20 protein-coding genes and 2 pseudogenes are annotated in these 23,404 nt (G+C 69.1%); 9 read left to right on the top strand and 13 right to left on the bottom strand.

Annotated elements, in window-relative coordinates; all coding sequences use genetic code 11:
* Window positions 1–1,035: an L-threonine 3-dehydrogenase gene (tdh, locus tag ACW5EG_RS05370; RefSeq protein WP_457017716.1), complete on the top strand. Its 1,035-nt coding sequence runs from the start codon at window positions 1–3 to the stop codon at window positions 1,033–1,035.
* 54 nt (window positions 1,036–1,089) lie between these two features.
* Window positions 1,090–2,283 (top strand): glycine C-acetyltransferase, encoded by a 1,194-nt coding sequence (gene kbl / locus ACW5EG_RS05365; protein WP_457021010.1) that lies wholly within the window; start codon window positions 1,090–1,092, stop codon window positions 2,281–2,283.
* Between the two features lie 93 nt (window positions 2,284–2,376).
* Here kbl and ACW5EG_RS05360 read toward each other — a convergent pair whose 3' ends face one another.
* The 3 genes from ACW5EG_RS05360 to ACW5EG_RS05350 all read right to left on the bottom strand — a co-directional run bounded on the left by ACW5EG_RS05360 (window position 2,377) and on the right by ACW5EG_RS05350 (window position 5,299).
* Window positions 2,377–2,964 carry a hypothetical protein gene (locus ACW5EG_RS05360; protein WP_457021009.1) on the bottom strand — a complete coding sequence of 196 codons (588 nt, stop codon included), beginning with the start codon at window positions 2,962–2,964 and terminating at the stop codon, window positions 2,377–2,379.
* A gap of 38 nt (window positions 2,965–3,002) precedes the next feature.
* A complete protein-coding gene (locus tag ACW5EG_RS05355; protein WP_457021008.1) occupies window positions 3,003–4,049 on the bottom strand; it encodes an OmpA family protein in 1,047 nt (348 codons plus the stop codon).
* Window positions 4,050–4,252: 203 nt separating this feature from the next.
* Window positions 4,253–5,299 carry an OmpA family protein gene (locus ACW5EG_RS05350; protein WP_457021007.1) on the bottom strand — a complete coding sequence of 349 codons (1,047 nt, stop codon included), beginning with the start codon at window positions 5,297–5,299 and terminating at the stop codon, window positions 4,253–4,255.
* 409 nt (window positions 5,300–5,708) lie between these two features.
* Between ACW5EG_RS05350 and uvrA the strand changes: the two are divergent.
* Together uvrA and ACW5EG_RS05340 are read left to right on the top strand one after the other, a co-directional pair.
* Window positions 5,709–8,588, top strand: a pseudogene (gene uvrA / locus ACW5EG_RS05345) (excinuclease ABC subunit UvrA); the annotation flags it as partial.
* Between the two features lie 46 nt (window positions 8,589–8,634).
* Entirely contained in the window at window positions 8,635–9,045 is a 411-nt protein-coding gene (locus ACW5EG_RS05340) for an acyl-CoA thioesterase (protein ID WP_457017711.1), read from the top strand.
* 12 nt (window positions 9,046–9,057) lie between these two features.
* On the opposite strand, the gene ACW5EG_RS05335 is transcribed toward ACW5EG_RS05340, so the two are convergent.
* The 7 genes from ACW5EG_RS05335 to ACW5EG_RS05305 form a co-directional block, all read right to left on the bottom strand.
* The gene (locus ACW5EG_RS05335) at window positions 9,058–10,485 is read right to left on the bottom strand and encodes a sigma 54-interacting transcriptional regulator (RefSeq protein ID WP_457021006.1); all 1,428 of its coding nucleotides are present in this window, start codon (window positions 10,483–10,485) and stop codon (window positions 9,058–9,060) included.
* A gap of 183 nt (window positions 10,486–10,668) precedes the next feature.
* Window positions 10,669–12,114: an acetate kinase gene (locus ACW5EG_RS05330; RefSeq protein ID WP_457021005.1), complete on the bottom strand. Its 1,446-nt coding sequence runs from the start codon at window positions 12,112–12,114 to the stop codon at window positions 10,669–10,671.
* Between the two features lie 31 nt (window positions 12,115–12,145).
* On the bottom strand, window positions 12,146–12,637 hold the full coding sequence (locus ACW5EG_RS05325; protein WP_457021004.1) for a hypothetical protein: 492 nt from the start codon (window positions 12,635–12,637) through the stop codon (window positions 12,146–12,148).
* A complete protein-coding gene (locus ACW5EG_RS05320; RefSeq protein WP_457021003.1) occupies window positions 12,637–13,326 on the bottom strand; it encodes a C39 family peptidase in 690 nt (229 codons plus the stop codon). Before ACW5EG_RS05320 ends, ACW5EG_RS05325 begins: the two co-directional genes overlap by 1 nt.
* A 2-nt stretch (window positions 13,327–13,328) precedes the next feature.
* Complete coding sequence (locus ACW5EG_RS05315) at window positions 13,329–13,727, bottom strand: hypothetical protein (RefSeq protein ID WP_457017706.1); 399 nt, start codon at window positions 13,725–13,727, stop codon at window positions 13,329–13,331.
* A 125-nt stretch (window positions 13,728–13,852) separates the two neighbouring features.
* The gene (locus ACW5EG_RS05310; protein WP_457017705.1) at window positions 13,853–14,764 is read right to left on the bottom strand and encodes a hypothetical protein; all 912 of its coding nucleotides are present in this window, start codon (window positions 14,762–14,764) and stop codon (window positions 13,853–13,855) included.
* 502 nt (window positions 14,765–15,266) lie between these two features.
* Window positions 15,267–15,710, bottom strand: coding sequence for a copper chaperone PCu(A)C (locus tag ACW5EG_RS05305; protein ID WP_457017704.1), 444 nt, complete (start codon window positions 15,708–15,710; stop codon window positions 15,267–15,269).
* 42 nt (window positions 15,711–15,752) lie between these two features.
* Here ACW5EG_RS05305 and ACW5EG_RS05300 point away from each other — a divergent pair, with 42 nt between their 5' ends.
* Entirely contained in the window at window positions 15,753–16,499 is a 747-nt protein-coding gene (locus ACW5EG_RS05300) for an enoyl-CoA hydratase/isomerase family protein (protein ID WP_457021002.1), read from the top strand.
* A gap of 66 nt (window positions 16,500–16,565) precedes the next feature.
* Here ACW5EG_RS05300 and ACW5EG_RS05295 read toward each other — a convergent pair whose 3' ends face one another.
* From ACW5EG_RS05295 to ACW5EG_RS05285, 3 genes and pseudogenes are all read right to left on the bottom strand, one after another.
* Window positions 16,566–17,420 (bottom strand): sulfurtransferase, encoded by an 855-nt coding sequence (locus ACW5EG_RS05295; RefSeq protein ID WP_457021001.1) that lies wholly within the window; start codon window positions 17,418–17,420, stop codon window positions 16,566–16,568.
* Window positions 17,417–18,231, bottom strand: a pseudogene (locus ACW5EG_RS05290) (NUDIX hydrolase). The gene ACW5EG_RS05295 and the pseudogene ACW5EG_RS05290 overlap by 4 nt, the downstream one beginning before the upstream one ends.
* Window positions 18,232–18,420: 189 nt before the next feature.
* Entirely contained in the window at window positions 18,421–19,134 is a 714-nt protein-coding gene (locus ACW5EG_RS05285) for an FKBP-type peptidyl-prolyl cis-trans isomerase N-terminal domain-containing protein (RefSeq protein WP_457021000.1), read from the bottom strand.
* Between the two features lie 198 nt (window positions 19,135–19,332).
* Between ACW5EG_RS05285 and ACW5EG_RS05280 the strand changes: the two genes are divergently transcribed.
* The 4 genes from ACW5EG_RS05280 to asnB all read left to right on the top strand — a co-directional run bounded on the left by ACW5EG_RS05280 (window position 19,333) and on the right by asnB (window position 23,403).
* Window positions 19,333–20,115: an enoyl-CoA hydratase/isomerase family protein gene (locus tag ACW5EG_RS05280; protein WP_457020999.1), complete on the top strand. Its 783-nt coding sequence runs from the start codon at window positions 19,333–19,335 to the stop codon at window positions 20,113–20,115.
* Window positions 20,116–20,124: 9 nt separating this feature from the next.
* The gene (locus ACW5EG_RS05275) at window positions 20,125–20,496 is read left to right on the top strand and encodes a hypothetical protein (protein WP_457020998.1); all 372 of its coding nucleotides are present in this window, start codon (window positions 20,125–20,127) and stop codon (window positions 20,494–20,496) included.
* Between the two features lie 74 nt (window positions 20,497–20,570).
* Window positions 20,571–21,185 carry an endonuclease III gene (gene nth, locus ACW5EG_RS05270; RefSeq protein WP_457021404.1) on the top strand — a complete coding sequence of 205 codons (615 nt, stop codon included), beginning with the start codon at window positions 20,571–20,573 and terminating at the stop codon, window positions 21,183–21,185.
* Between the two features lie 247 nt (window positions 21,186–21,432).
* Window positions 21,433–23,403 carry an asparagine synthase (glutamine-hydrolyzing) gene (asnB, locus tag ACW5EG_RS05265; RefSeq protein WP_457020997.1) on the top strand — a complete coding sequence of 657 codons (1,971 nt, stop codon included), beginning with the start codon at window positions 21,433–21,435 and terminating at the stop codon, window positions 23,401–23,403.
* Window position 23,404 lies beyond the last annotated feature (1 nt).

The raw sequence follows: 23,404 nt of genomic DNA, 5'->3' as shown, positions 1-23,404 counted from the left end.
ATGTCCGCAACCATGAAGGCGCTGGTCAAGCGCGAGACCACCAAGGGCCTGTGGATGGAGGAGGTCCCGGTGCCGGTGCCCGGGCCGAACGAGGTGCTGATCAAGGTCGAGAAGACCGCCATCTGCGGCACCGACCTGCACATCTACCTCTGGGACGAGTGGGCGCAGCGCACGATCCGCCAGGGCCTGGTGATCGGCCACGAATTCGTCGGCCGCGTGGCGGAGCTCGGCCCGGGCGTGACCGGCTACGCCATCGGCCAGCGCGTGTCGGCCGAGGGCCATATCGTCTGCGGCCACTGCCGCAACTGTCGCGCAGGCAAGCAACACCTGTGCCCGAACACGGTGGGCATCGGCGTGAACCGCGACGGCGCCTTCGCCGAATACATCGCGATGCCCGCCTCCAACCTGTGGCCGATCCCCGACCAGGTCCCGTCCGAACTTGCCGCCTTCTTCGACCCTTACGGCAATGCCGCGCACTGCGCGCTGGAGTTCGACGTGGTCGGCGAGGACGTGCTGATCACCGGCGCCGGCCCGATCGGGGTGATGGCCGCCGGCATCTGCAAGCACATCGGCGCGCGCAACGTGGTGGTGACCGACGTCAACGACTACCGGCTCAAGCTCGCCGCGGACATGGGCGCCACGCGCGTGGTCAACGTCGCCAATGGCTCGCTGCGCGAGGTGATGGCCGACCTGCACCTGGAAGGCTTCGACGTGGGCCTGGAAATGAGCGGCAACCCGCGCGCCTTCAACGACATGCTCGACTGCATGTACCACGGCGGCAAGGTTGCTCTGCTCGGCCTGCTGCCCAAGGGCGCGGGCATCGACTGGGACCGCATCATCTTCAAGGGCCTGACCGTGCAGGGCATCTATGGGCGCCGCATGTACGAGACCTGGTACAAGATGACCCAGCTGGTGCTGTCGGGCTTTCCGCTGGGCAAGGTGCTCAGCCACCAGTTGGCCGCCGACGACTTCCAGCAAGGCTTCGACCTGATGGAGTCGGGCAAGTCGGGCAAGGTCGTACTCAACTGGAACTGAGCCTGCTCCCGTAGGAGCTCCGCTCCTGCAGCACAACATCTGCACGGAATCGCCATGTCCCTGACCCAGCGTTACGCCGCCACCCTCGACGAGATCCGCGATGCCGGGCTGTTCAAGGCCGAGCGGATCATCACCAGCCCACAGTCGGCCGAGATCACGCTCGCCGACGGCCGCACGGTGCTCAACTTCTGCGCCAACAACTACCTGGGCCTGGCCGACCATCCAGACATCATCGCCGCGGCCCGGGACGCGCTGGACACGCATGGCTTCGGCATGGCCTCGGTGCGCTTCATCTGCGGCACCCAGGACCTGCACAAGCAGCTCGAGCGCACGATTTCGGCGTTCTTCGGCAAGCAGGACACGATCCTGTACGCCGCCTGCTTCGACGCCAACGGCGGCCTGTTCGAGCCGCTGCTCGACGAGAACGACGCAGTCATCTCCGACTCCCTCAACCACGCCTCGATCATCGACGGGGTGCGCCTGTGCAAGGCGCAGCGGTTCCGCTACGCCAACTGCGACATGGCCGACCTGGAGAAGCAGCTGCAGGCCGCCGAGGCCGCCGGTTGCCGCACGAAACTGATCACCACCGACGGCGTGTTCTCGATGGACGGCTTCATTGCGCCGCTCGACGAGATCACCGCGCTCGCGTCCAGGTACGGCGCGCTGGTGCACATCGACGAATGCCACGCCACCGGATTCCTCGGCGCCACCGGCCGCGGATCGGCCGAGGTGAAGGGAGTGCTGGACCGCATCGACATCATCACCGGCACACTCGGCAAGGCGATGGGCGGCGCGCTGGGCGGGTTCACGACGGCGAAGTCGGAAGTGATCGAACTGCTGCGGCAGCGCTCGCGCCCCTACCTGTTCTCGAACTCACTGCCGCCGCACGTCGTGGCCGCGGGCACCAAGGCATTCGAAATGCTCGACGCCGCGGGTGCGCTGCGTGAACAGCTCGTCGTCAACACCGCGTACTTCCGCGAGCGCATGACGGCCGCGGGCTTCGACCTGCGTGCGGGCACGCATCCGATCTGTCCGGTGATGCTGTACGACGCCTCGCTCGCGCAGCGGTTCGCCGAACGCCTGCTCGAGGAAGGCATCTACGCGATCGGTTTCTTCTTCCCCGTCGTTCCAAAGGAACAGGCGCGCATCCGCACGCAGATTTCGGCCGCGCACACGCGTGAACATATCGACCGCGCCATCGACGCCTTCACGCGCATCGGGCACGAACTCGGTGTCTTGAAAAACTGAGCCGCGCCCGCGCAGGCATGCGGGTGCTTGACGAGCCGCAGGCTGCCCGGCACGTCGCCTGGGCGGCTTGCAGCGGCACCGCGGTAGTTGTAGTTACTGGGACGGATCCGCGGCCTGCGGCGCCTCGGCGGCCGGAGCCACCGCCGGATCGGCCCGCCGCCCGGCGCTGTAGCCATTGGCCTGCAGCCAGGCGTCGAAATCATCGGCAGTCATGCGCTTGCCGTTCTGGGTCATATTGAACCGGTACGGCGTATTGTCGTGCTCGGTGCGCTTGACGTAGCCCGCCGTGCCGGGCGTGGCCAGGGCCGACGCCGGGGTCGCTGCAGCCAGCGGCTGACAACCTTCCACGCGCAGGCGCCACAGCACATTGTCGACCGATTGCGACTCGTCGAAGTCGGGCGCGAGCACGCCACGCTGCGAGCCGAGTTGGGGATTCACGCTTGCAAAACCTGTCGCGACAGGAAGCAGCACCGTGGGACGCACGGCAAGCGGCTGCGCGGTCGCGCCCGGGCACTGGGTGGAGGCATGGGCCGACACCGCGCCCAGCGACAACAGCAACAACGTCCATCCGCGCATGTTCCAGCTCCACCTCGAAATCTGCGCGAAGTGTAGCAGCGCGTTGGCTGCAGGCAAGCGAACAAGCGCGCTCGAGCGTGCCCGAAAAAGCAGAAAGCCCGGCACTTGGCCGGGCTTCCTGGATACAGCTACTCGACGTCAGATCAGTTCTGGACGTTGAGCTCGGTGCGGCGGTTGACCTCGCTCTTGCAGCCCGGCAGCGTCTGCGCGGTCGGCTCAAGCGGACGGCTCTCGCCGTAACCCACCGGACCCATCAGGCGGCCGGCATCGACGCCATTGCTGGTCATGTAGTCGTACACCGCGCCAGCGCGACGCTCCGACAGGCTCTGGTTGTAAGCGTCCGCACCGCACAGGTCGGTGTGGCCGGCCACTTCAACGCGCAGCTCCGGGTAACGCTTCAGGATTTCGACGGCCTCGTTGAGGATCTGCACCGCGTCAGGACGCAGCGTCGAGCGGTCGAAGTCGAAGTTCACGCCGTTCAGATCGATCGTGATCGGAGCCGGGGCCGGCGGCGGCGCAGGCTGGGCCGGCGGCGGCGGCGGCGGCGGGGCAACCGGCGCGGTCGGCTCCGGACCCAGCGGAATGATCACGCCCACCGAAGCGATCACGTCGGTGAAGTAGCTCTCTTCCTGCTGATGCGGATAGCCGGAACCCTGGGCCGGGCCGGTTTCAGCTGCAATGCTCTGATCGTCGAAATCGAAACGGGTGGCCAGTTCGGCACGCACTGCAACGCGGCTGCTGAAGTCGCCCTGCAGGCCCACGCCAAGCTTCGCGGCGAGGTTGCCTTCCTCACGCTGGAACAGCTCGCTCGAGGACGCCAGCACATACTCTTCCTCAGAGCGCTGGTAGCCCAGGCCCATCAGCAGGTACGGCGACCAGTTGCGGCCTTCGGCAAGGAAGTGGCGGCGGAAATCCAGCGACACGCCGTACTGGCTCCACAGCAGGTCCGAGTTGTGGCTGAACTGCGGATTCTGGTAGTTCAGCTCACCTTCGACCGACCACTCCGGGCTGATGAACTTGCCCAGGCCAAGGCCGAGCGCATACGCATCATCGGTGCGACGGTCCTCGTCCTGTAGGTTGAAACCTACCGAACCGGCCACGTACCAGCGGTCATCGAATTCCTGCGCGGACGCGACGGTGGTCACGGCCAGGCCGGCCAACAGGGCGGCGCTAAGCAAGCGGATTTTCATTGAAAACTCCTAGGGGGTTGTCCGGGGAAAATGAAACGGATTCGCACTTCTGAATACTGCTCGGGCGCCATGCCAAGAGGCCGGCCCAAACCGTTGTTTCATGGGCCGGCGGCAGAATAACATAGGGCGAACGGATTCTTAACGACTGTCCGATATTCGGGCGGCCGGCGATGGCAACCAAGGCCATCGCCAGCCGATCCAGATCAGTTCTGGACGTTGAGCTCGGTGCGGCGGTTGACCTCGCTCTTGCAGCCCGGCAGCGTCTGCGCGGTCGGCTCAAGCGGACGGCTCTCGCCGTAACCCACCGGACCCATCAGGCGGCCGGCATCGACGCCATTGCTGGTCATGTAGTCGTACACCGCGCCAGCGCGACGCTCCGACAGGCTCTGGTTGTACGCGTCCGCACCGCACAGGTCGGTGTGGCCGGCCACTTCAACGCGCAGCTCCGGGTAACGCTTCAGGATTTCGACGGCCTCGTTGAGGATCTGCACCGCGTCAGGACGCAGCGTCGAGCGGTCGAAGTCGAAGTTCACGCCGTTCAGATCGATCGTGATCGGAGCCGGGGCCGGCGGCGGCGCAGGCTGGGCCGGCGGCGGCGGCGGCGGGGCAACCGGCGCGGTCGGCTCCGGACCCAGCGGAATGATCACGCCCACCGAAGCGATCACGTCGGTGAAGTAGCTCTCTTCCTGCTGATGCGGATAGCCGGAACCCTGGGCCGGGCCAGTTTCAGCTGCAATGCTCTGATCGTCGAAATCGAAGCGGGTGGCCAGCTCGGCACGCACTGCAACTCGGCTGCTGAAGTCGCCCTGCAAGCCGACACCGAGCTTCGCGGCCAGGTTGCCCTCTTCACGCTGGAACAGCTCGCTCGAGGTCGCCAGCACATACTCTTCCTCAGAGCGCTGGTAGCCCAGGCCGAGCAGGACGTACGGCGACCAGTTGCGGCCTTCGGCAAGGAAGTGGCGGCGGAAGTCCAACGACACGCCATACTGGCTCCACAGCAGGTCGGAGTTGTGGCTGAACTGCGGATTCTGGTAGTTCAGCTCACCTTCGACCGACCACTCCGGGCTGATGAACTTGCCCAGGCCAAGGCCGAGCGCGTACGCATCGTCGGTACGGCGGTCCTCGTCCTGGAGGTTGAAACCGACCGAACCGGTCAGATACCAGCGGTCATCGAATTCCTGCGCGGACGCCACATGGGTCACGCCGAGGCCGCTGAGAAGCGCGAGGGTGAGGAGTTTGGTCTTCGTCATTTCCGGTTCCTTGAAAGGACTTGTTCAATCGGATTTCGACCCCGTGTACCGCTGATGCGACGTCGGTGCCATGTGCCTGGCGCAGCCGGCAGACGCAGGCTGAACGCACGGCGGCAGCTTAGGTTCAGAGCCGTGAAGGGCGCGTTAACAACCGCATAACTTTCGGCGTCACGCGAATCTGGGATTCCGCCTGAGGCCAGCCATACCGTCCTAGACCTTTTCGGCGACAGCATCTTGCGCAGGCGAGGGGGTTCTCCCCGGCGCGCCCATGTCCGCCCCGTCGCACAGCATGAGACCGCCACCCGGGAAACTGGCATCCACCGCATTTGCCCCCATATCCGCGGCTCGTTAGGCTGACCGGTTCTCCCCGGCTGCCCTCTCCCGCAGCCCCCTACTGGAACCCCGCCCGATGGCGATGGACACCATCCGCATTCGCGGTGCCCGAACCCACAACCTCAAGAACGTCGACCTCGACTTGCCCCGCGACCGGCTGATCGTCTTCACCGGCCTGTCCGGCTCCGGCAAGTCGTCGCTGGCCTTCGACACCATCTATGCCGAGGGCCAGCGCCGCTACGTCGAGTCTCTGTCGTCCTACGCGCGGCAGTTTCTCAGCGTGATGGAGAAGCCCGACGTCGACCATATCGAAGGCCTGAGCCCGGCGATCTCGATCGAGCAGAAGTCGACGTCCCACAACCCCCGTTCGACCGTCGGCACGATCACCGAGATCTACGACTACCTGCGCCTGCTGTATGCCCGCGTCGGCCTGCCGCGCTGCCCGGACCACGGCTATCCGCTGGAGGCCCAGACCGTCAGCCAGATGGTCGACCAGGTGCTCAACCTCGATCCCGAGCAGCGCTGGATGCTGCTCGCGCCGGTGGTGCGCGAGCGCAAGGGCGAGCACGCGCAGGTGTTCGAGCAGCTGCGCGCACAGGGCTACGTGCGCGTGCGCGTGGACGGCGTGCTGCACGAGATCGACGCTGTGCCGCCGCTGGCGCTGCGGGTCAAGCACACCATCGAAGCGGTGATCGACCGCTTCAAGGTGCGCAGCGCGGACGAGGAATCCGCGACCGGGTTCAGGCAGCGCCTGACCGAATCGTTTGAAACCGCACTCAAGCTCGGCGACGGCATGGCGTCGGTGCAGGCCATCGACGACGCCGCGACGCCGCTGCTGTTCTCGTCCAAGTACTCCTGCCCGGTCTGCGAATACGCGCTCCCGGCGCTGGAGCCGCGGCTGTTCTCGTTCAATTCACCGCAGGGCGCATGTCCGACCTGCGACGGCCTGGGCGTCGCCCAGTTCTTCGATCCGGCGCGCGTGGTCGTGCATCCCGAGCTGTCGATGGCCGCCGGCGCGATCCGTGGCTGGGACCGGCGCAACGCCTATTACTTCCAGCTGATCCAGTCGCTGGCCAAGCACTATGACTTCAGCGTCGACACCCCCTGGCAGGAACTGCCGGAGGCCTCGCGCCAGGCGGTGCTGTTCGGCAGCGGCACCACCACCCTCAGCTTCAGCTACATCACCGATGCCGGCGGACGCACCCAGCGCAAGCACCGGTTCGAAGGCATCGTGCCCAACCTGGAGCGCCGCTACCGCGAGACCGAATCGGCCGCGGTGCGCGAGGAGCTGGCCAAGTACATCAGCGAACGCGCCTGCCAGGACTGCGGCGGCGCGCGACTGAACCGCGCCGCGCGCAACATCTTCGTGGCCGAGCGGCCATTGCCCGACCTGGTCGTGCTGCCGATCGACGAGGCGCGCGCGTTCTTCGCCGGCCTGCACCTGCCGGGCTGGCGAGGCGAGATCGCCTCGAAGATCGTCAAGGAGATCAACGAGCGGCTGGGCTTCCTGGTCGACGTCGGCCTCGACTACCTGACGCTGGAGCGCAAGGCCGACACCCTGTCGGGTGGCGAGGCCCAGCGCATCCGCCTGGCCTCGCAGATCGGCGCTGGCCTGGTCGGGGTGATGTACGTGCTCGACGAGCCCAGCATCGGCCTGCACCAGCGCGACAACGAGCGCCTGCTCGGCACCCTCACCCGCCTGCGCGATCTGGGCAACACCGTGATCGTGGTCGAGCATGACGAGGAGGCCATCCGCCTGGCCGATCACGTGGTCGACATCGGCCCCGGCGCCGGCGTGCACGGCGGTGAAATAGTGGCCCAGGGCAAGCTGGCCGACATCCTCAAGGCGCCGCGCTCGCTGACCGGGCAGTACCTGTCGGGCAAGCGCCAGATCGCGATTCCGGCGCAGCGCCACAAGCCCAATCCGAAGATGCAGCTGCGCCTGCTCGGGGCCACGGGCAACAACCTCAAGGACGTCGATCTCACCATCCCGTCCGGGCTGTTCACCGCGGTTACCGGCGTGTCGGGCTCGGGCAAGTCGACCCTGATCAACGACACCCTGTACGCACTGGCCGCCAACGAGATCAACGGCGCCTCGCACAGCGCCGCGCCGTACCGCGAAGTGCACGGACTGGACCTGTTCGACAAGGTCGTGGACATCGACCAGTCGCCGATCGGCCGCACCCCGCGTTCCAATCCTGCGACCTACACCGGCCTGTTCACACCGCTGCGCGAGCTGTTCGCGCAGGTGCCCGAGGCGCGCGCGCGCGGCTATTCGCCGGGCCGCTTCAGCTTCAACGTCCGCGGCGGCCGCTGCGAGGCCTGCCAGGGCGACGGCCTGCTCAAGGTCGAGATGCACTTCCTGCCGGACGTGTACGTGCCCTGCGACATCTGCCAGGGCAAGCGCTACAACCGCGAGACGCTGGAGATCCTCTACAAGGGCTACAGCATCCGCGACGTACTCGAGATGACAGTCGAGGACGCGCTGGCGCTGTTCGAGCCGGTGCCGTCGATTTCGCGCAAGCTCGAGACACTGCTCGACGTGGGCCTGGCCTACATCAAGCTCGGCCAGCCGGCCACCACGCTCTCGGGCGGCGAGGCGCAGCGGGTCAAGCTGTCGAAGGAGCTGTCGCGGCGCGACACCGGCCGGACCCTCTACATCCTCGACGAGCCCACCACCGGCCTGCACTTCCACGACATCGAGCATCTGCTCGCGGTGCTGCACAAGCTGCGCGACGACGGCAACACCGTGGTGGTGATCGAGCACAACCTGGACGTGATCAAGACCGCCGACTGGGTGGTGGACCTCGGCCCGGAGGGCGGCCATCGCGGCGGCACGATCATCGGCCAGGGCACGCCCGAAGAGATCGCCCGGCTTCCCGCATCGCACACCGGCCGCTTCCTGGCCCGCACCCTGGGCCTGGACGCGAAGCCCGCCAGGCGCAGGTCGGCGGCTTGAGCATGCCGCTGGCGCGCAACGCCGATCAGCCGAGTTCCCCACCATGAGCCTGGACAACCGCACCGCCCTGTTCCGCCTGCCGATCGAGCTGCGCTGGCGCGACCTTGACGCGTTCAACCACGTCAACAACTCCAACTTCATGACCTACCTGGAGGAGGCGCGGATCCGCTGGTTCGAATCGCTGGGCGAGCCCTGGCTGACCGACGCCTTCGCGCCGCTGCTGGCCGCGGTGCAGATGAACTACCGGGTACCGATCCCGTACCCGGCGCGCGTGGTGGTGGAACTGTTCGCCGACCGGGTCGGTACCACCAGCGTCACCATCGGCCACCGCATCGCCGGCGAGGACGGCACCGTGCTGTACGCCGACGGACACGTGGTGATGGTCTGGATCGACCGCGCCAGCGGCCGCCCGACACCGCTGCCGGAGGCGGTCAAGCGGGTCGCCACCGGCTGAGGCGCGGACCGCTCAGGCGTCCTCGCTGCCGCCCTTGACCAGCGCCAGTCGGCTCCACTGCGCCTCCGGCCGGGCTTCGTGCAGGCCGTGTCGCAGCATCAGCCGGTACAGCGTGACGCGCGAGATGCCGAGCTCGTCGGCGGCCTGGCCCACGCGCTGGCCGTTGCGCGCCAGCGCGCGATCGATCGCGGCGCGCTCGCCCTCGCGCCGGGCCAGGTCGATGGTGATCACGTGCAGTTCCGGGTCCGTGTCCTGCAGCTGCAGGTCGCTTGCGGAGATGTAGCAGCCCTCCGCCATCACCATCGCCTCGCGCACCCGGTTGATCAGTTCCCGCACGTTGCCCGGCCAGGAGTAGGCCTGCATCGCGCGCAGCGCGCAGGCCTTGAAGCCCCTCAGGCGGCACTGCACCTCGCTGGCGTGTCGCTGCAACGCGTGCTGCGCGATCAGCACGATGTCGCTGCCGCGCTCGCGCAGCGGCGGCATCCGCAGTTCGATCACCCGCAGGCGGTGGTAGAGGTCGGCGCGGAACGTCCCTTCGGCCACCGCCCGGCACAGGTCGACGTGGGTGGCCGACACGATCCTGGCATCGACCCGGATCGATTCGCGGCCGCCGAGGCGCTGCATCCGCCCCTCCTCCAGGAAGCGCAGCAGCGAGGCCTGCGACTCCATCGGCAGGTCCGCCACCTCGTCCAGGAACAAGGTGCCGCCGTGCGCAAGTTCGACCCGCCCGAACTTGCGCTGGACCGCGCCGGTGAACGCGCCGCGCTCGTAGCCGAACAGCTCGGACTGCATCAGGCTGGACGGGATCGCACCGCAGTTGATCCCGACGAAGGGCATGCCGCTGCGCCGGGATTGGCGATGGATCGCCGCCGCGGCCAGCTCCTTGCCGGTGCCGGTCTCGCCGGCGAGGAACACCGGTGCCTCGCTGCCTGCGGCCTTGACCACCCGGCAGGCCAGGCGACGCATCACCTCGCTGTCACCGACCATGCCGTCGATCCGCGGCCCGCCAGCATCCACGGCCCCGTCGCCGGCCGCCAGCTGCGCCATGCCCAGCGCATGCCCCAGCACGATCGAGAGCGTCTCCGGGTCGCAGGGATGGGTGACGTAGTCGCGGCAGCACACATGCACCAGCCGCCCCAGCGCCGGCCAGGCCCGCTGTTCCGGGCGCAGCACGGCCACCCACTCCAGCCGCTGGCCCGCCAGCATCGCCACCAGCTCCGGCTGCGCGAACAGTTCCTGCGCGCCGGCGTCGTCGACACCGCGCAGGTCCAGCAATCCGACACCCGGCACCTCGTGCGGCGACAGCCTTGCGATCGCCCCGGCATCGTCGGCAGTCCGGATCTTCCAGCCCGCCGCGAGCAGTCCGCGCTCGAGTTCGCCATCGTCGAGGAAGGATTGCACCCGAAAGTGGATCAGTGCCTGCGGTCCGGGATGAGACATTGCGGGACATCTCCCCGCACCCTCCCCCCGGGATGCCAGTTCTTGTTGTTGTTGCAAGCTCAACGCAGCCGGCCGCGCGCAGCGGCCATAGTGTCGGGCACATCTACCGGACAGTGGAGTGATGACCGAAGGCGCGCCGAGCCGACGCGCGTCATCGCACGGCGCGGCGGCGAGGCAGGCGCGTCAGAAGCTGATCGGCAGGCGCACGGCCAGCGAGACGTCCGGGGTGTCGCGGGTAACCCCGACGCCCAGCGCCACGTTCAGGCTGGTGCGGTCGCCCAGCCGGTAGGAGCCTCCGATCACGAGGGTGCCCAGGACCACGCGCACCGCGCCGGGCGCGTCCTCGCCGTTCTGCCTGGTGCGGTCGACGATGCTCTGGTCGTAGCCGAAACTGACCGCCGCACGTTCGTTCAATGCCAGGCCCATTCCGAAGTTGAAGCCGATGATGTCGCCGGCCTCCACCGTCCCCAGCGGCTCGGTGGTGATCTGCGGAAAACCTTCGGGGGCGCCGGTGAGCACGGTCCTGGAGACGTCGTCGCGTTCGAAGTTGTGCAGGTAGCTCAGGCTGCCGAAGAACACCACCGGATCGGAGGCGTACAGCCAGGTGATGCCGGGCTGCAGTGCCGCGAACCCGCTTCCCGTCGGCAGGTCCAGCGGCAGGCCGGTGCCGGTGGCATTGGCCACGCAGCGGGTCACGCAGTCGGTGACGACCTCGAACAGGTCGCGTCCGGTGCGCGTCTTGTAGCGCAGCCACAGCACGTAGAACGGCGTGTCGACGCCGCCCTGGTTGAGCTGGTAGCGCGCGGTGAGTTCGACATCCCCCACCCCCCTGCCGTCCGCCTGGAAGACGCTGTCCAGCGCAGACCCGGTGAAGATCTCGCGGCTGACGGTATCGCTGCTGATGTAGGAGTAAGGCACCTTCACTTCCAGCTCGAAGCGCCGCCCCACTCCGTAGCGCGCGGCAAGGGCCGCGGTCAGACTGGTGGTCTTGACCTGGCGCACGTCGATCAGGCCAATCAGGATCGCCGGGATCACCGTGTAGCCGACAAGTGCGACGCGATCGTTGCTGGAATAGTCGAACTGCATCGACGGTTCGAGCACAAGCTGCCCGCGCGGCGTGAGGACGCCAGGCTGGTCGAATATCTGCGCGACTTCGGGCGGCCGTCCGGCCGATTCGGGTGGGCGGCCGACCTGGGTGTCAGCGACCGCCATCGTGTCGGCGTGTCCGGCTGGACCGGCATCGGGTGCGTCCGGTACCTGCGCGGGGGCCATGGCGACCGCGGCCTGTCCGGCGGCAAGAGGAAGCTGCGCCAGCGCCGGAGTGCCGCCGCGCGCGCGCAGGTCGTCCAGCCGCGACGCTCCGACCTCGCGCGCCAGGCCGTCGAGTGTGTGCTGCTGTCGATCCACCAACTGCTGCAGGGCGCCGATCTGGCGATCCTGCTCGGCCAGTCGCGCTTCCAGCTGCTGCAGCCGCTCGTCCTGCGCGCCCTCCTGCGCGCAAACGTTCCCTGCCAGCAGCAGCGAGCAGCTGGCCAGCAATGGCCAGGCCAGCCGCGCATGGCCGGCTGTCGTGCGCGATGGCGCGCCGGAATCATCGCGGTGACGTGGTGCTGGAGGTTGCCTGTTCATCGCGCACGTCCCTGTCGCACGGGGGTGGTCACTACAGCCCGCCCAGCGAGCCGGTCGAAGCGGCCTGCAGCATCTGCGCCACGTTCAGCGCCTGCAGCATGCCGAGCGCGTTGCTGCTGGCGTCGAGCGTGCTCTGCACCTGGATGCGCTGGCCGTCCAGCGAGTTCTGGATCACCAGTCCACCAGCCTGTGCCTGCGCCGCGTTGCCGCTGCCGATCTGCACAAGCTGCGTCCGCCCCAGCGTCGCCAGCTGACTCGCCTCATCGGCGCTGATCCGGCCCACGTCGGCCACGTCTACGCGCAGCGCCAAGACCAGTGCGCCGTTGACGTGCACCGTGCGCTCGAATCCAAACGAAACCTGCAGGCCCGAGGGCATCACCAGGCCGCCGCGCTGGTCTTCGAGCAGGGCCGGATCGACGCGCTGCCATGCCTGCACCGACTCGGCCGGTTCACCCCCGAGCGCCGACAGGCCCGGCAACAGCCAGAGACAGGCCACCAGCCACCATGCGCCTCGGGCAGCCATCAGATGTCTCCCGGGCCGCGCCGCGGGATCACGATGTTCTGCAGTCCCTGGCGCTGGATGCCCGTGTGCAGCGGCGCGGATGGCGTCATGTTCCAGTCGCGCGCCTGGTTGAAGCTGGCCAGCTCGCGACGGTTGTGGACGACGAACAGCACGCGGTTGTCCCAGATGCGTTCGAAATCGCGGCGCGGGATCGCGCGCGCGCCGCGCGCCGGGTCGGCCACCAGCACACGGCCCTGGCGCAGTCCGCGGACCACGACGAAATGGCGGTATCCGCGGTCGTTGACCAGCACGATTGCAGGCAGCCCCTGGTCGAGCAGCCTGTCCAGCGGCACCTGGAAACCGTCGGCGCTGAAGCCGCGCGAGGCGAGGTAGCGGCGCATGTCCAGCAGCGAGAAACCCTCGGCGCGGATCCGCGCCTGGTCGCCGGTGGCGTACATGTGCTCGAACACCTCGGCCTCGTCCACCGGCATCCCGTACTGGTAGGTCAGCAGGGTCGCGACCGCGGCCGAGCCGCAGCTGAAGTCGTACTGCTGGCGAACCGTGGAGCGGAACCGCGCCTCCTTCAGGCTGGTCACCGGCACCGAGTAACCGCCCCCATACGGCACGCGCAGGTCCATCGACCCGGCCAGCGCCGGCACCGCCGGCACGGCCAGCGCCAGCAGCGCCGCAAGCAGGGGCGTGAGCCGCATCGTCAGGGCCCGCTGCCGAAGCGCACGTTGACCGCCGTACCGTTCTGGATGAGCACGTTCGAGCCGCTGTTCTGGATCACCGTGGTCAGGCCGGCGGCGTTGGCGAATGCACCGCCGTCGATCCGGTTGTCGCCCGCCACCACGTGGCTGGCTGTGTTGCCGTCCACCGTGCCCTGGTTGTCGACCTCGACCGTGGCCTGGCCATCACCGCCCCGCAGCGCAGACAGTGCTTCGTCGGCGACTGCGCGGCCAAACACGTCCGCGTCCGCGACCGCTGTCGCCGCATCGCCTGCCCCCGTCGTGCGCATTCCGGCCGCAGCCGGCTGCCCCGCCAGCGTGGGCAGCGGTGCCAGCAGCAGGCCCGCGACCAGCACGCGACGCCATGTCCTGCATGCGTCCATGGATTCACCTCCTCGCCTCGACCATCACGGCCCGCGGCATGCCCTGGATGATCAACCGGTCGCGGTGCGCGGCTGCGCATCGCGACCGGTCGAGCCTCGCCCCGTTGCGGGGACGAATCACTGCATCACGGACCGACGGTGAGGTTGGCCTGGACGGTCACGCCCTGCTGGATCAGCGCCGCGGCGCCGCTGTTCTGCGCCATGACCATGATGCCGGCGGCCGCGTTGCCGGAGCCGTTCATGGCGTTGGACATGTTGAAGTTGCCGGTGTCGGCATAGGCCACGCCGCCGTCACCGCCGCGGCCGCCGTTGCCGCCGCTGCCGTCGCCACCGGTGGCGTCGCCACCGCGACCGTTGCCGCCGGTACCGCCGTTGCCGGCCCAGGACGAGGCATCGCCGCTGCTGCCGCTGTTGCTGGCGGTGCTGGCGCCGCCGGTGGCCGAGGTATCGGCGGTGGACGTGGCGTCGGCCTGCGACTGGCTGTCCGCACTGGCCGCACCGGCACCGCGTTCGCGGGTCCGGCTGCGCGCTTCGGCGTAGGCGTCGGACGCGGACTCGCCGGCCGCCGCGGTCTGCGTTGCGCTGCCCGAATCGCCGGCGCGGTCGCTCCAGGCGCCCGAATCGCCGCCATCGCCGCCGTCGCCGGCCGTGCCCGAACCGCCGCCGGCCGAGCCGCCGACGCCCGCACCGCCTGTGCCGCCCGCACCGCCTACCGCGTTGCCGGAGTTGCTGGCGACGTTGCCCAGGCCGGATACGCCGTTGCCGGTGACCGTCCCGCTGAGCTGGGTGGTCGCGACCACGGTGTTGGAGCTGGTGTTGAACGAATCGCTGGTGGTGGACGTGGCGGTGCTGTGGTTGTCGGCCGCGGCGCTGCCCGTTCCAGAGGCCAATGCCTGGCTGGTGTTGTCGCGGTTGTTGCCACGGGTGGAGTTGTTGTCGCCGGCGCCGGCTTCGCTCTGCTCCTGGGCCATGAGCTGGCCGGAGGCGCCCAGCACGACCAGGACGGCCGCAGTGAGGATGCTGTGTCGAATGCGCATTGTGTGACTCCTTCAGGTTCTTCGCGCCAAAGGCCAGTCGTCATGACGGACGCTTGCGCTGCACTCTCCCCGCAAGTGCGATGCCAATCGCTCGCACCGCGCGCAAGCGATTGAATGCCCTGGATTTCCGGACTGCCGGATGCAGCAGCATGCGTCGACGCGCACGTTTTTCGCTGCAAGATGTTGCATCCACGCAACATCCACGGAGCGGCGCTGCGCGTGCAGGCGTTGTTTGCCATCGAAAAAGCCGCGCCGGGCGCGGAATCACCACCATCGCGACGGCGGGCGCGGCTGATTCATGGATGCAACATGCGAACGCGCAAATCGGGCGCAGTGGCGTTACCGGGTCACGTGCAAGGACGGGGAGACTTGCGACCCACCATCACGACGGTATTGCGCGCGTCCGCGTGCAACCCATTGGCTGGCGCCGGGATGCATGGCACTCACAACGTGGCCGCCCCGGACCCGCCTAGGCAGCGATCGCGAAAGCGGTCCGATGTTCCTAGAGCGCGTTGGCGGCGCGCACTTCGAAACCGGCGCGAAGCCTGCGGCCATCGGCCAGCTCCAGTTCGATCTCGAGCGATTCGCCCAGCGCCGTCGTCGCGCGGGGCTGCATCAGCATCAGGTGCAGGCCGCCGGGGGCAAGCGTCGCGGTCGCGCCGGCCGGCACGTCGAGCGTGTCGACGTGGCGCATGCGGCTCACGCCGTCCACGCGCGTGGTCTCGTGCAGTTCCACCGAGCCGAACGCCGGGCTGCTGGCGGACACGACCGTGACCGGCGCCGCGCACGGGTTCCGGATCTGCGCGAAGCCCGCCATCATCGGCATCGCCATCGGCGGCTGGCGGATCCAGCCCGATTCCAGCAGCGGGACGCAGTCATCGGCGCGCACCGTCGCCGGAAGCGCAAGCAGCAGCGCCGACAGGAGCAGAACGATAGGACTTTGCATGACCACTATGATAGCGGCCTTCCATGCACCGGGCCTTGCGCCATGATCGAACGCAGCCAGCACGACGGCATCCACGAACTCCGCCTCGCGCGTCCGCCGGTGAACGCACTCAACCCTGAGCTGTGCGGGCTGCTGGTCGAATCGGTCGCCGCGGCCGTCGCCGATGGTGCCCGCGGCATCGTCCTCAGCGGCGGGCCCGGCGCCTTCTCCGCCGGCCTGGACGTGCCACACCTGCTGACCCTGGATGCGGCGGGCCTGCGCGCAGCCTGGCAGGGCTTCATCGATGCGGCGCGGGCGCTGGCGCAATCCCCGGTGCCGGTCGTGGCGGCACTCAATGGACACGCGCCCGCGGGCGGCTGCGTGCTGGCGCTGTGCTGCGACTACCGGGTGATGGCGGAAGGTGACTACCGCATCGGACTCAACGAGACCCAGGTCGGCCTGGTCGCGCCCGAGGGCATCCAGCGGCTGATGCGTCGCGTGGTCGGGCCGCACCGCGCCGAGCGCCTGCTGGTGGCGGGCGAGATGGCCGATGCGCAACGCGCCCTCCGGATCGGACTGGTCGATGAACTCGCCGCGATCGGGGACGTGCCGCAGCGCGCCCACGCCTGGCTGGCGCAACTGCTGGCGCTGCCGCGCAAGCCGATGCTGGCGACGCGCGCGATCGCGCGCGCCGACGTCATCGACGCACTGCGACCGGAGCTGCTCGACCTCGACCGCTTCGTCGCCTCCTGGAACGACCCGGACACGCAGTCGGCGCTGCGCGCCCTGCTGGCGAAGCTCGGCAAATAGATCGTCCGGTCGGCCCAAGCTGCCGCGCGCTTTGCGGGTCTGGTCCCTGGTCCCGCCCGCCGCGGCTCAATCCTCGCCCGTGGCGACCGGCCGTGAGGGATCGCTGATCCATCCGCTCCATGACCCGGTGAACAGCCGAGCCCCGTGCAGGCCTGCGTGCTCGAGCGCCAGCAGATGGTGGCAGGCGGTGACGCCCGACCCGCACATGGCCACGAACTCCTGCGCCTCACGCCCGTCCAGCAGCGCTTCGAATTCGGACCGCAGCTGCGCCGCGGACTTGAAGCGACCGTCTTCCAGGTTGGCCGCGTAGGGACGGTTGACCGCACCTGGCACATGGCCTGCCACCGCATCGAGCGGTTCGACCTGGCCGCGGAAACGCTCCGGCGCGCGTGCGTCGACCAGCAAGCCGCTGTGGTCGAGATGTCGGCCCGTCGCGTCGGCATCGAGCAGCCTGGCCGCGTCGAACACCGCTTCATAAGGCGCATGCGCAGGCGACGGCAGGTCGGCATCGACCGGCAGGCCGAGCGCGATCCAGCGCGCCCAGCCGCCGTCGAGCACGGCCACCGATTCGTGACCCAGCATCCGCAGCAGGCACCACAGGCGCGCGGCGAACGCGCCATCGCCGGCGTCATAGGCGACAACGCGGCTGCGCGGCGAGATACCCCAGGCCGAGAGCCGGCGGGTGAACGCATCCGCATCCGGCCAGGGATGGCGACCGCGGGACACCGAGGCGGCGCCGGACAGGTCGCGGTCCAGGTGCGCGTAGCGTGCACCGGGCACATGCGAGTCGCGGTATGCGCGCTCGCCCGCGCCCGGGTCGGCAAGGGAGAAGCGGCAGTCGAGGAGCACCATGTCGGCCTCGTCCAGCGCCGCGGCCACCGCTTCGGGCTGCACCAGCGTGGTCCATCCGCGAGCGTTCATCGCAGGGCCTCCAGACGTTGCCGCAGGTTGTACAGGATCGATGCGGTCACGCCCCATATCCGCTGCTCCGGCGCGCCCGGATATGGCGCATATTCGAGTACCGGACGCGGCCGGCCGCCAAACTCGATCCGCAGTTCGCGCAGATGCTGTCGCGCGAGCAGGAACGACAGCGGTACCTCGAACACCGCTGCGACCTCGGCCGGGTCAGGCCGCGCGACGAAGCCCGGATCGAGCTGCGCGATCAGCGGCACCACGCGATAGCCGGTGATCGTGCGCACCGGGTCCAGATAGCCAAGCGGGCGGGCCTGCGCCGGCGACAGGCCGATCTCCTCGCTGGCCTCGCGCAGCGCGGCACCGACCACCCCGGCGTCCTCCGGATCAACTCGTCCGCCCGGCAGGCTGACCTGCCCCGCGTGCAGCCGCAGCCCGTCGTTGCGCCGCGTGAGCAATACGTTGAGGCCGTCGTGACGCTCCACCAGCCCGAGCAGCACGGCCGCAACCAGCGGCGGACGCGGCTCGAGCAGGCCATCAAGTTCGGCCAGGTTCCATTCCGGTCCGACCGGGTCGGCACCCAGCGGATGCGCCGCCCGCACGATCTCGTCCAGATGCGCCATCGCCACGATCACCCCCTCCGCTGCGCTTCGCGCCGTGGAAGTTCGTCGTCCATCAGCCGCGTGCGCTCATCGTCATCCATCCGCGCCCAGTGCGTGATCTCGGCAACGTTGCGGTGGCAACCCATGCATAGACCATCCGCGTCGAGCGTGCACACGCCGGTACAGGGGCTGGGAATTGCGCGAACGAATGCACTCATCTCGATACCGCAGGTGGCCTTGGGCCGGAAAGCACAACGCCGGCGGGAAGCCGGCGTTGGGTGATTACGGAAGCGGCTGGCCGGTGGGCGAGCTGACGTGGCATGCGCGTCAGTGAACCCCGCGCTGCGCGGAGATCCCTCGCCCTGCGGCTCGGGATGATTGAAAGCCGCGCTGCGCGCGGCTTTCAATCACTTGACGCTGACGAGCTTGACGTCGAACACGACCGCCTGGTTGGCCATGCGCCCGGCGCGCATGTCGGTGCCGTAGGCCTTGTCGCCCGGCAACACCACTTCCCAGCGGGCGCCGGCCGGCATCTGCAGCAGTGCCTCGCGCAGGCCCACCAGCGGGATCTGGCTGATCTTCATCGTCACCGGACCAGCCTGCTGGCCTTCCTGCGCCTGCGCGGTGTCGACAAACACGGTGCCGTCGGGCAGCGAGCCCTTGTAGTTGAGCTGCACGTCGCTGGCCTGGGTCGGCTTGGCACCGCTGCCGTTCTCGACCACGCGGTACTGCACGGTGCTACCCGGCACAGTCTGCACGCCGGCCTTGGCGCGGTTCTGCGCAAGGAAGGCATCGCTCTGGGCCTTGTTGTCGGTCGACAGCTTGGCGAACTCGGCCTCCATCTTGGCCTGCTGCCGCTTCTGCATGTTCTCGACCGCGGCCTTGAGCTGGTCGACGGGCACCGTCGGCTGCTTCTTGGCGTACGCGTCCTGGATCGCCTTGATCACGGTGTTGACGTCGACCGCCTCACCGCGCGCGGTCAGTTCCGCCAGCTCGACGCCGGTGTTGAAGCCGATGGCATAGCTCAGCTTGCCTTTCTCGGATGTGGTGTCCTGGGCGGAAGCCGCCGCGGAGACCAGGGTGACTGCCGCGAGGGAGGCGGCAAGCAGACGCAATTTCATTCGGTCACTCTCCAGGGGGATTTACGGTCGGCCAGTGGACCGGCCCGGACACGACTGGGGGCGGTCGAACCGCCCCCCAGTGGACGCGCTAGGATAACGGCCGGCGGGCTTAACCGCCACTGACGCCACCCATCCGACCCGTCCCGGATCGACAAGTTCAACGCCGGGCGCCGGGCACCCGTCTTCACGTCCCTGACCATGACCAACTCTCCCCTGCTGATCGACGACCGCGGCGCCGTGCGCGTCATCGCCCTCAATCGCCCCGAGCGCCTGAACGCGCTGGACTCCGCCACCATCGAAGCCCTGCTGGCCGCGGCCGATGCCGCCGCGGCCGATCCGTCGGTGCGCGTGGTGGTGCTGACCGGTGCCGGCCCCAAGGCCTTCGTGGCGGGCGCCGACATCTCCGAGATGTCGGGCCTGACGCCGAGCGAGGGCCGCGACTTCGCCTTGCGCGGCCAGCGCATGATGCGCCGGTTCGAGACCCTGCCCAAGCCGGTGATCGCGATGGTCAACGGCTTTGCCCTGGGCGGCGGGCTGGAGCTGGCGATGTGCTGCCATCTGCGCATCGCGGCCGACACCGCGAAGCTCGGCCAGCCCGAGATCAACCTCGGCCTGGTTCCAGGCTTCGGTGGGACCCAACGCCTGCTGCGCCTGGCCGGGCGTGCCGCCGCGCTGGAGCTGTGCCTGACCGGCACGCCGATCGATGCCGCGCGCGCGCTGCAGCTGGGTATCGTCAACCGGGTGGTGCCGGCCGCGGAGCTGGAGGCAGCGACGATGGCGCTGGCCACGCAGCTGGCGGCGGCGGCACCGCTGGCGCTGCGCGGGATCCTCGATTGCATCAACACCGGCGGCGAATGCGGCATCGAGGAAGGCCTTGCCCATGAAGCGGCGCAGTTCGGACTGGTGTTTTCCACCGACGACATGCGCGAAGGCACCTCCGCCTTCCTCGACAAGCGCAAGCCGGAATTCCGCGGGCGCTGAGCTGCCGACGTGACGCGCCCGATTCCCGGCCCTGCCGCGCCCTCGCCCGCCACGGCCGCCCTGGACGCCCGACACCTCGCCGCGCTGATCCTGGCCGACAACCTCGACGCGGCCCTGGAAGCGGGACTGATGGAGTTCGTCGACGACCCGGCGCTCGCGCCGGCCGCGCGCGCGCTGATCCTCGCCACGCAGCGTCGCCTGCGCGAGGCCTGGGACGCGCGGGAGCGCTACCGGGCACGCGAAACGCGCCTGGCCAGGCGCAAGGCGGCGCGGGACACGCGCCGCGGTCCCGCGACCGCTGCCCTCGCCGGCACGCCTGCGCTGCCGCCGGCCGCCGCCGCTGCGCTGGCCCGGGCAAAGGCGCGGGCGGGATCGTCGTGACCCGGCCGCCTGCGCGGCGCAAGCCGGCGCGCCGGCTGCAGCGCAGCCGCCTGTCCGCCGCCGAGGTGCACGAGATGTTCGCGCGGCTCGCCGGGATCGACCCCTCGCCGACCACCGAACTCGAGTACACCACGCCATTCGAACTGCTGGTGGCGGTGGTGCTGTCCGCGCAGGCCACCGACGTGGGCGTCAACAAGGCCACGCGTCGCCTGTATCCGGTCGCCAATACGCCGCAGGCCATCCTCGACCTCGGCGAAGAGGAACTGAAGCGGCACATTTCGACCATCGGCCTGTTCAACGCCAAGGCCAGGAACGTGATCGCGCTGTGCCGGATCCTGGTCGAGCAGCATGGCGGCGCGGTGCCGCACGCGCGCGAGGCGCTGGAGGCGCTGCCGGGGGTCGGACGCAAGACCGCCAACGTGGTGCTCAACACGGTGTTCGGCGAGGGCACGATCGCGGTCGACACCCACATCTTCCGCGTGGCCAACCGCACCGGCCTGGCGCCAGGCAAGGATGTGCGCGCGGTCGAGGATGGGCTGATGAAGGTGGTGCCGGGGGAATTTCTGCTGGGCGCGCATCACTGGCTGATCCTGCACGGCCGCTACGTCTGCAAGGCGCGCAAACCCGACTGCCCGCACTGCGTGATCCGCGACCTGTGCCGCTACCCGGACAAGACGCCTCCCGCGTAAGGCGCCGGCGGCCGCGTCATCGCTGTGGCCGGGGATGTCCTCGGCGGCTTGCTGAATCCGTTCATCTACACAAGGGGGGACGCCGGGCATCCATCGCACCGGCTCCGGCATGCATCTGGCCGGCATCCGCCGCCCTCAGAGCCGCCATGCCGACCATGCCCAAGCCAGACTCCGCCAAACGCCAGCGCCGCGACGCCACTCCATCCCGGCGCCGTGTTGCGCCCGCATCGACCGGAGTCCGCTGAGCATGTGCGGGCTGGCGGGTTTCGCGGGCGAGGTGGCGGCGACGCCGCAGGACCGCCTCGACCTGCAGCGCATGATCGCAACGCTGCACCATCGCGGCCCCGACGCCACCGGCTTCCATCTCGCGCCGGGCGTCGGCCTGGCCCACGCACGGCTGTCGATCATCGACCACGCCACCGGGCAGCAGCCCCTGCATGACGGCAGCGAATCGACCTGGACCGTATTCAACGGCGAGATCTTCAACTTCGTCGAACTGCGCGAGGAACTGCGCAGGCAGGGGTATCGCTTCCGCACCAGCTCCGACACCGAGGTCATCGTCCACCTCTACCACCGCGACGGCGACCGGTTCGTGGAGCGCTTGAACGGGCAGTTCGCGATCGCGCTGTGGGATGCGCGGCGGCGACGCCTGCTGCTGGCGCGGGACCGCGCCGGCATCCGCCCGCTCTACCACGCCACGGCGCGCGGCAGGCGCTGGTTCGCCTCCGAGGTCAAGGCGCTGCTGGCGGTGCTGCCGGAATGCGCGCAGCTGGATCCGGACGGGCTGGTGCAGGCGCTGACGCTGTGGGGGCCCAGCGATCCGGACACGCTGTTCTCCGGGGTGAGCAGCCTGCCGCCCGGACACCTGCTGGCGATCGAGGCCGACGGCCGCGAAACGCTCACGCGCTACTGGGACTGGCAATTCCCCGACGCCGGCGCGGCTTCGCCCTTCGCGTCGTTCGACGATGCCGTGGTCGAGCTGCGCGAACTTCTGCTCGACGCGGTGCGCCTGCAGCTGCGCGCCGACGTCCCGGTGGGCGCCTACCTCAGCGGTGGGCTGGATTCTTCGGGGATCGTGGCCCTCGCCAAGCAGGCCGGCATCGCTTCGGTTCGCACGTTCTCGGTCACCTTCGACGATGCCGAGTTCGACGAGCGCGAACAGCAGCAGACCATGGTGCGGCATCTGGGCACCGAGCACACCACGCTGCACTGCACCCGCCGCGACATTGCCGACGCATTCCCCACGCTGGTCCGCCACGCGGAAGCGCCGGTGCTGCGCACCGCCCCGGTGCCATTGATGCTGCTGGCGGGCGAGGTGCGCCGGTCCGGCTACAAGGTGGTGCTGACCGGCGAAGGCGCCGACGAGGTGTTCGCCGGCTACGACCTGTTCAAGGAGGCGAAGGTCCGACGGTTCTGGGCTCGTCGCCCGGACTCGGCCTGGCGCCACCTGCTGCTCGGCCGTCTCTACGGCTACCTCGGGCACTCGCCGGTCGGTACGCCCGGCTTCGCCCGCGCCTTCTTCGCGCAGGGCATGGAGCACATCGACCGGCCGACATTCGCGCATGCGCCACGCTGGGCCACCTCGCGGCGGGCGCTCGCCTTCCTGGCGCCGGAACTGCAGGCGCGCGCGATGGCATTCGACCCGCTCGCGTTCCAGGAGAGCCGGCTGCCGGAGGATGTGTCGCGATGGGCACCGCTGTCGCGTGACCAGTACGTCGAGGCCAAGTCGCTGATGGCGGGCTACCTGCTTTCCTCGCAGGGCGACCGGGTCGCGATGGCCAATTCGGTCGAGGGCCGGTTTCCGTTCCTCGACCATCGCGTCATCGAGTTCGGCAATCGCCTGCCGCCGCACTGGAAGCTGCGCGGCCTGACCGAGAAGCACATCCTGCGCAAGGCGCTGGCTCCATTGCTGCCGCGCGAGATCGCCAACCGCACCAAGCAACCCTACCGGGCGCCGGATGCAAGCAGCTTCTTCGACAACGGCCGGCCGGCCGACTATGTCGACGAACTGCTCTCTCCCGCGCGCATCCGCGACGCGGGCTGCTTCGATGCCGGCAAGGTCGGAATGTTGTTCGAAAAGTGCAGGCGCGGACGCGCCGTCGGCTTCGGCGACAACCAGGCCTTCGTCGGCATCCTGTCGACGATGCTGCTGCACGACACCTTCATCCGCCGTCGCGACACGGCGGCGCCAAGCTTGCGTGCCACTGGAACGGAGTGAG

Source organism: Luteimonas sp. A611 (assembly GCF_054072715.1).
Note: the sequence above shows the minus strand (reverse complement) of the source record. Positions and strands in the feature narration are given on the sequence as shown.